The 6,500-nt window shown below is 70.5% G+C and carries 6 protein-coding genes; 3 read left to right on the top strand and 3 right to left on the bottom strand.

The genetic code is table 11. The features are described from left to right. Positions 1-2: 2 nt before the first annotated feature. The 3 genes from R6V09_RS02510 to R6V09_RS02520 form a co-directional block, all read right to left on the bottom strand. The gene (locus R6V09_RS02510; protein WP_317879662.1) at positions 3-848 is read right to left on the bottom strand and encodes a zeta toxin family protein; all 846 of its coding nucleotides are present in this window, start codon (positions 846-848) and stop codon (positions 3-5) included. Positions 849-863: 15 nt separating this feature from the next. Continuing rightward, a complete protein-coding gene (locus R6V09_RS02515; protein ID WP_317879663.1) occupies positions 864-1,796 on the bottom strand; it encodes a zeta toxin family protein in 933 nt (310 codons plus the stop codon). Between the two features lie 66 nt (positions 1,797-1,862). Beyond that, the gene (locus R6V09_RS02520) at positions 1,863-2,126 is read right to left on the bottom strand and encodes a hypothetical protein (RefSeq protein ID WP_317879664.1); all 264 of its coding nucleotides are present in this window, start codon (positions 2,124-2,126) and stop codon (positions 1,863-1,865) included. Positions 2,127-2,244: 118 nt separating this feature from the next. Between R6V09_RS02520 and R6V09_RS02525 the strand changes: the two genes are divergently transcribed. The 3 genes from R6V09_RS02525 (at position 2,245) to R6V09_RS02535 (ending at position 6,360) form a co-directional block, all read left to right on the top strand. Further along, positions 2,245-3,069 (top strand): GntR family transcriptional regulator, encoded by an 825-nt coding sequence (locus tag R6V09_RS02525; protein ID WP_317879665.1) that lies wholly within the window; start codon positions 2,245-2,247, stop codon positions 3,067-3,069. 85 nt (positions 3,070-3,154) lie between these two features. Then, a complete protein-coding gene (locus R6V09_RS02530; RefSeq protein WP_317879666.1) occupies positions 3,155-5,827 on the top strand; it encodes an ATP/GTP-binding protein in 2,673 nt (890 codons plus the stop codon). 149 nt (positions 5,828-5,976) lie between these two features. Continuing rightward, entirely contained in the window at positions 5,977-6,360 is a 384-nt protein-coding gene (locus R6V09_RS02535) for a BlaI/MecI/CopY family transcriptional regulator (RefSeq protein WP_317879667.1), read from the top strand. The last annotated feature ends 140 nt before the right edge of the window (positions 6,361-6,500 follow it).

The raw sequence follows: 6,500 nt of genomic DNA on the forward strand, positions 1-6,500 counted from the left end.
GTTCAGCGTTGCGCCGGCAGCAAGCGGCGATCCGCAGCCCCGTTCGCCGGACCGAGAACCAGGAAGCCCGGTGGTAGCAGGGGCGCCGCCAAGGCAGTGATTTCGGCGAGTTCCGAGCGGTGTCGTGGCAGCGATGCCCACAGCCGGCGCTGTAGCGCTGCGAACCGGGACGCCTCGGCGTTCGTGTAGGAGCGCTGCCGCTCCCCTTCCAGCATGGCTGCGATACCACCGTGCCGGTTCCGAAGTGGGCGCATGTTCCGGTCGGTCACCGTGACGGTGCGCACTGCCGGAGAGCGGTCGAGGGCCGCTGCGAGTGCGGCGAGCGCTCGGTAGCACCGGTCGTGTCCGTGGGGCGTGGTGAAGCGGGAGGGCAGTCCTTGTTCCAGGCCGAGAGCGAACCGGTGCGCGGTGCCCTGACGGCTGTCGGCCGCACGTACCGCCAGGATCAGCATCTCGACCCGATATCCCGCGGCCTGGAACCGAGAGGCTGAGGCCAGCAGGTCGGTGTCGGTGGCCGGCGCGGCCTCCATCACTACATCGGCCCTCCGGTTTCGGAGCCATTGCTCTGCCTCGTTCTGCCAAGCCCTGTAGTCGGCTCGCAGCAGGGCTCCCGCCGTGCGCGGGCGCCGGGCGAGCAGCCGGGCGTAATGGGGATGGAACGCGCGGAAGTCTTCACTGGACACCCGGACAGCGGTGGGACGCATGGCCCGTAGCACCAGGGTGGAGGCTGCGGTCTTCCCGGCGCCGGGTTGCCCCAGCACGTAGACCGCTATCGGGTGGCATCGGGGCTCGGGGTCGCCGAGATGGAACGGGACGATCAGGTCTGTGAAAATCCGTTGGTGTTCCACGGGTGAGAGACGGGGCTAGCCGGCTCCTTGGAGAGGGGGCGGATCGCCGCAGCGCCGACGGAGCAGTGGCTCGGCCCATCGGAGACTGTGGCGGATGTCCTGGGCAACGGCCGTACGGCGAGCCGGCCCCGGGGTGTGGCGCGCGATTTCTCCGACGCGTGCGACGGTGTCGCGGAAATGCTGGGCTTCGGTGACAGTCCACGGCCGTGTCCGCTCGGCGCTCACCTCTTGGGCGGCGCGCGGTGGGCGCGACCAACTTCCGTTCGGCGCCAGCCGGTTGAGGTACCGAATGCCGTGGGCGCCGATCACTGTCACCAGGTTCGCCAGTCGCTCGGCTTCGATGATGCGCAGGACTTCGGGCAGTTCTCGGGAGCAGTGGTCGTGGTTCTGCGCTGACACGTAGCGGCCGGCCCCGGTGGCCCGCACCTGCTGGAGGTAGCGGTGCAGTACGGCCAGGCTGCTGAGGGCCTGCGGAACTGCGAGCACCGCCAGTTCGACTCGGTGGCCGGCGCGCCGGTAGGCGCCGACGGTGGTACGGGCCTCTTCCGGGTCGGCCAGAGCGGTCTCGATGACGGCGTGCAACCGGTGACGGCGGGTGTAGTCCTCCACCTCCGCCTGCCAGCGGCGTGTGTCCGGGCGCGTGCGCACTCCGGCGCTGCGGTCGTCGACCGCCAGGAGCGTCGGATAACAGGGGTGGGCCCGTTTGTAGGCGTCGCTGCCGATGCGCACGGCGCCTCCGTGGTGGGCCAGCGTGTGGTGCACCAGGTCGGCGAAGGTGGATTTGCCGACGCCGGGCTGACCCGCCACGAACACCACGACCGGGGAGGTCCGGGCCGTGGCCTGCTTGGTAACGGCCGGCAAGATCGTGGTGGCGAGCAGGTCGCGATGTCGTTCTTCGGGCAGTACGGCGGGGGCGAACCCTCGTTCACCGTCATGTGGCCGCGTCAATCGGCGTCCCACGCCGTGTGCGCCCCCGCACGGGGCGGACTCAGTTCCGTAGCTGGAGTGCCGCAGTCATCCGGTGCCGGGATCCGCCGAGCGGAGCTCGGCGCGCAGCAACCGGGGTTCGGGACCGGGGCCGCGGCCTTGCACGCTCCAGGTGTCGGCGTCGTCGAGTGCGTTCTGCACGTCGACCCAGGCGTCCTCGGAACTGATCGGGTCGATGGTGCACAGGACAAGCGCGCCCTGGTTGATTTCCTGGATCCGGGTGGCGCCACCCGTAAGTTCCGCAAGCCGGGCGGCGAGTGCCGCGGCACGCCCTGCCAGGACCGCATCCACTCCTCCCCCTCACATCGCACTGATTACTGTCCGTATCGCTAATCGATTAGCGTGCCGCTAACCGATTAGCGTGTCAAGGAGTTGCAAGGAGTAGCGAGTTCCTCTCCGGGAGTAGGCAGTGCCCACTGCGGACTATCAGCGCATCGCGGAAGACCTGCGCAGGCGGCTAGCGGAAGGAGAGTGGTCCCCGGGTGAGCAGCTGCCGCCGCGGGCCCAGCTGGCTCGCGAGTACCAGACGAGTCCGGCCGCGATCCAGCGGGGCCAGGAACTACTGATCGACACCGGCGTGCTGGAGGGGCGTAAAAGCATCGGCGTCTTCGCCCGTGCCCCGCAGACACGCATCGCGCTGCCCGTGCTGCTGCCTATTCCGGACGCGATCCGGCAGGCCGGGCTCACCCCGGGCATGGAGTACCGGTCGGACGTCAAGGTCCCGGCTCCAGAGCCGATCGCCCGGCGGCTGGCGGTCGACGTCGACACCCTGTGTGTCCGTACCCGCTACGAGTACCTGGGCGACGCCCGCCCTTTGGCCCTCGGCGAATCGTGGGAGCCCATGGCTCTCACTCATCGCACGCCCGTTCTTCTGCCGGAGGACGGGCCGCTGGCCGGTACCGGCGTGGCTCGCCGGCTGGCCTCGGTCGGCGTCCGCGTCGGCCACGCCCAGGTCCGTACGCACGTCCGGCACCCCAATGACCATGAGGCACTGCGGCTCGGGATCACCCGCCGCACACTGATCGTCAAGCTGGATCGGACCCACCTGGCCGACACCGGCCAGCCGGTCGAGACTGCCACTTTCCTTCTCCCGCAGACGCGTTGGGAACTGGTCTACGACATCCCGATACCGGCCTGCGATCCCCTCGGCGACGGGCATCGCTCGCAGGGGGACGACGGTCACGCTGCCGAGACCCGGCGGAGCAAACAGGGCGGGACCCCCCGCGAGCGGTGACCGCTGCGTGGCACGTGGTGAAGGGCTGCCGGCCATGCGGACCGGCAGTCGCAGGTCGGGATCGTTTGACCATCAGGGGGTTGGCATGGCGGGTCGGGATCTGCGGGCTCTGTTCGGCTCCAACGACCACCGGGTGGGAGCGGCTGAGGCGTTCACCAACCGGGAGGACCAGTGGCGGATATTCGTAAACGCCCTGGAGGGCCACCTGCGGCACGTGAGCGCTGCGGGTTTCGACGCCGCCGACCTGGAGGCACCGCGACGCAACCTGCTCGTCTTCCACGGTGTCGGCGGCATCGGCAAGTCGACGCTGTCACGGAGGCTGGAGGCCGCGCTGGCGAATGCCGAACACCGGCCGGCGCAATGGGGTGAACCGGTCTGGCACGGGCCGCGGATCGTCCCTCTCCGGCTCGACCTGGCGCGCTCGGCGAACACCGACTTCGAGCGCGTCGTCGTCACGATCCGGCTTGCCGTCGCGGCCGCGGTCGGTCGGCCCATGCCCGCGTTCGACATCGCGCTGCGCCGCTACTGGGACCACCGGCATCCGGGCGAGCCGTTGGAGGAACACCTGCGCCGTGACGGCCTGCTGACCCGCTTCGGGCAGGCGCTTCCGCAGCAGATGCAGGCGGCTCTCGGCGAGGTCGCCCAGGGCTTGGCACTGCCCGGGATGCTCGGCTCCGCGGTCGGGCAGCTCACCGGGGCGCTGGTGAGGGCGCTGCGCGAACACCGCCGCTCAGTGAGCGCGTTGGCCGGCTGCGCGCGGTTGGCCGACCTTCTGGAGGCCGACACCGACCTGGAGGCGCTCTCGTACTACCCGCACCTGCTTGCCTGGGAGCTGGCCCGCTTACCCGCCCGTAAGCAGATCGCCCCGGTGGTGCTGCTGGACACCTTCGAGGACATCGGGGACCGCACCCACCGGGACATGGAGCGGCTGCTGCAGCACGTGGTGTGGCTCATGCCCAACGTCTTCTTCGTCGTGACCGGACGCAGCCGGCTGCAGTGGGCCGACCCGGCTCTGCACGGCCAACTCGACTGGACCGGCCCGGTGGCCTGGCCCGGGCTGGCCGAGCGCGGCTTGCCGACGCCCCGCGCCACCCCCGACGATCCGGGCTCTCGCCGTCAGATCCTGATCGGGAACTTCAGCGACGAGGACCGCCAGAACTACCTCACCCACCGACTCACCACCGACGGCCGGCCCCTGATCGACCCCACGCTACGACGTGTGATCGCCGAACGCTCCCACGGCCTGCCCCTGTACCTCGACCTGGCCGCCATGCGCTTTCTCGAAATCCGCCGCAACGGCCTCACCCCACAACCGGCCGACTTCGACGGCGACTTCCCCGCCCTGATCGCCCGCACCCTCACCGACCTCACCCCCGACGAACGCCACGTTCTGCGCTCGGTCAGCCTCCTGGACGCGTTCGACATCCCCCTCGCCACCGCCACCGCCGGAATCAGCCGCGACGCCCCCGTGCTCCGCCTGCTGGAGCGGCCTTTCATCCGCCACACCACCACCAGCCTGTGGCCCTACCACCTGCACGCCCTCATCCGCTCAACCCTGCGCACCGCCGAAGACACCACCGACGACCGCTGGTCACCCCGGGACTGGCGAAATGCGGCCGAACGCGCACACAGCGCCATAGGCCGGCAGTGGGCCGAGCACACCGGCCCCGGCCGCCGTCTGCTGATCGCCTGCCTACGCCAAGGTCTCGCCCTCGCCTCCGAGTTCCACCTCGACCTGGGCTGGCTGACCGAGGCGGCCTGGCAGTACGTCAGCGACTCGGTGTGGGAGCCGGTCACCCCCGCCCCGCGGGACACCGGCGACGAGGCACGTCTGCAGACACCGGCCGACGCCCTGGTCGAACTGCTCACCGCACTGGGCCGTCGACAACACGAACACCGCCGCAGCACGGCCACCCGGCTCGCCGCCGTCGTCGACGCCGGTCTGCTGCCGGAGGAACTGGGGCAGATGGCGCTCTACTACCTGGCCAAAGCCCACCGCGACCTGGGCCACTCGGTCGCCTCGCGGACAGGGATGCAGCAGGTGGCCGACGGAGGAGGCCGCCTCGCCCCCGCCGCCCGCCGCGGCCTGGCCCACCTCGCCCGCCTGGCCGGCGACTTCCCCACCGCCCTGACCGTTGCCCAGAACCTGGGGTGGGCCGGCCGACAAAACCGCGTACTCGGCGACATCCACTGGCCTCAAGGCGACGTCACACGAGCAGCCGAGGACTACGAACAGGCCCGCAACGATGCCGAACAACGCGGCATCGCAGGAGAACGCGCAACCGCCCAGGCACACCGCGCACTTGCCCTGGCCTTCGCGGACCCCACGACCGCAGACAGTGAAATCACCCTCGCCCACCACCTCCTGACCGACCTCACACTCCACGCCACCACCCTGACCGTCCACATCGCCGGCCTCATCCGCGACGCGGGCCACAGCACGCACACCGGCGAACGCGCCCAGGCTCTGCGCGCCGAGATCGAGACCGCCGGACTGACGTCCCTCCTCCCCCTGCTTGAGCTCGCCATCTGCTTCCACCACGCCGTCCGCGCCGACGGGGAACTCCTCGCCGCCGCCATCCAGCGACTGCGCCGGCTCACCCACGACGGCGACCACGCCTACCTCGCCGACATCGCGTGCTTCATGGGCAACCGGCCCATCACCCCAGACGCCTCGCCCGTCCGGTGGCTTGAGAGCGAAGAGACCATCCGCCGACGCTGGCGCACGCTGGTCACCGAACGGTGCAGCACCTATTAGGCGAACGGGGGCCAACTCCGTCCCTCGAATCTCGGAATCTACTGTCTCCTCAGGTCAACTGACTGTGTCCGCTCCGCACCAGGCAGAAGAGCCAGGTCAGAGCGCCAGCGGTAGGCAAGGCGCACCCTACAAGCTGTAAGGTGACGCCCATGGCTGGCACAGACCCGCGGGCCCGGGCGGAACGGCGCAGCGCCGGTGAGCTGGAGAGCGAGGTCCTCGCCGCACTCTGGGCGACCGACCACCCCCTGACACCGGCCGAGATCCAGGCCGAGATCGACGGCCCGCTCGCCTACAACACCGTGCACACCATCCTCAAGCGGCTCTACGACAAGGGGCTCGTCCTGCGGGACGCGGACGGACGGCGTGGGGCCTACCGGCCGGCGAAGAACGCGGCCGAGCTGACCGCCGAGGCGATGCACGAGGCGCTGGACCGGGGCCCGGATCCGATCGGCGCGCTCCAGCAGTTCGTGAGCGGTCTGCGGCCGGAGGAGGAGAAGGCGCTGCGCGACCTGCTGGCCGGGGGCACGGGGTGAGGTTCGACGTCTACACGCCGTTGCCGCTGTCGGTGCTGCTCGCCGTGATCAGCCCGGCGATCGGCAGACGGGTGGCTCCGGCGCCGGCCGCACGGGTGCTGACCGCCGCCGCCGTGGTGACCGCGGCGGCCACCTGCTGG

Source organism: Streptomyces sp. W16 (genome assembly GCF_033194735.1).
Lineage (GTDB): Bacteria > Actinomycetota > Actinomycetes > Streptomycetales > Streptomycetaceae > Streptomyces.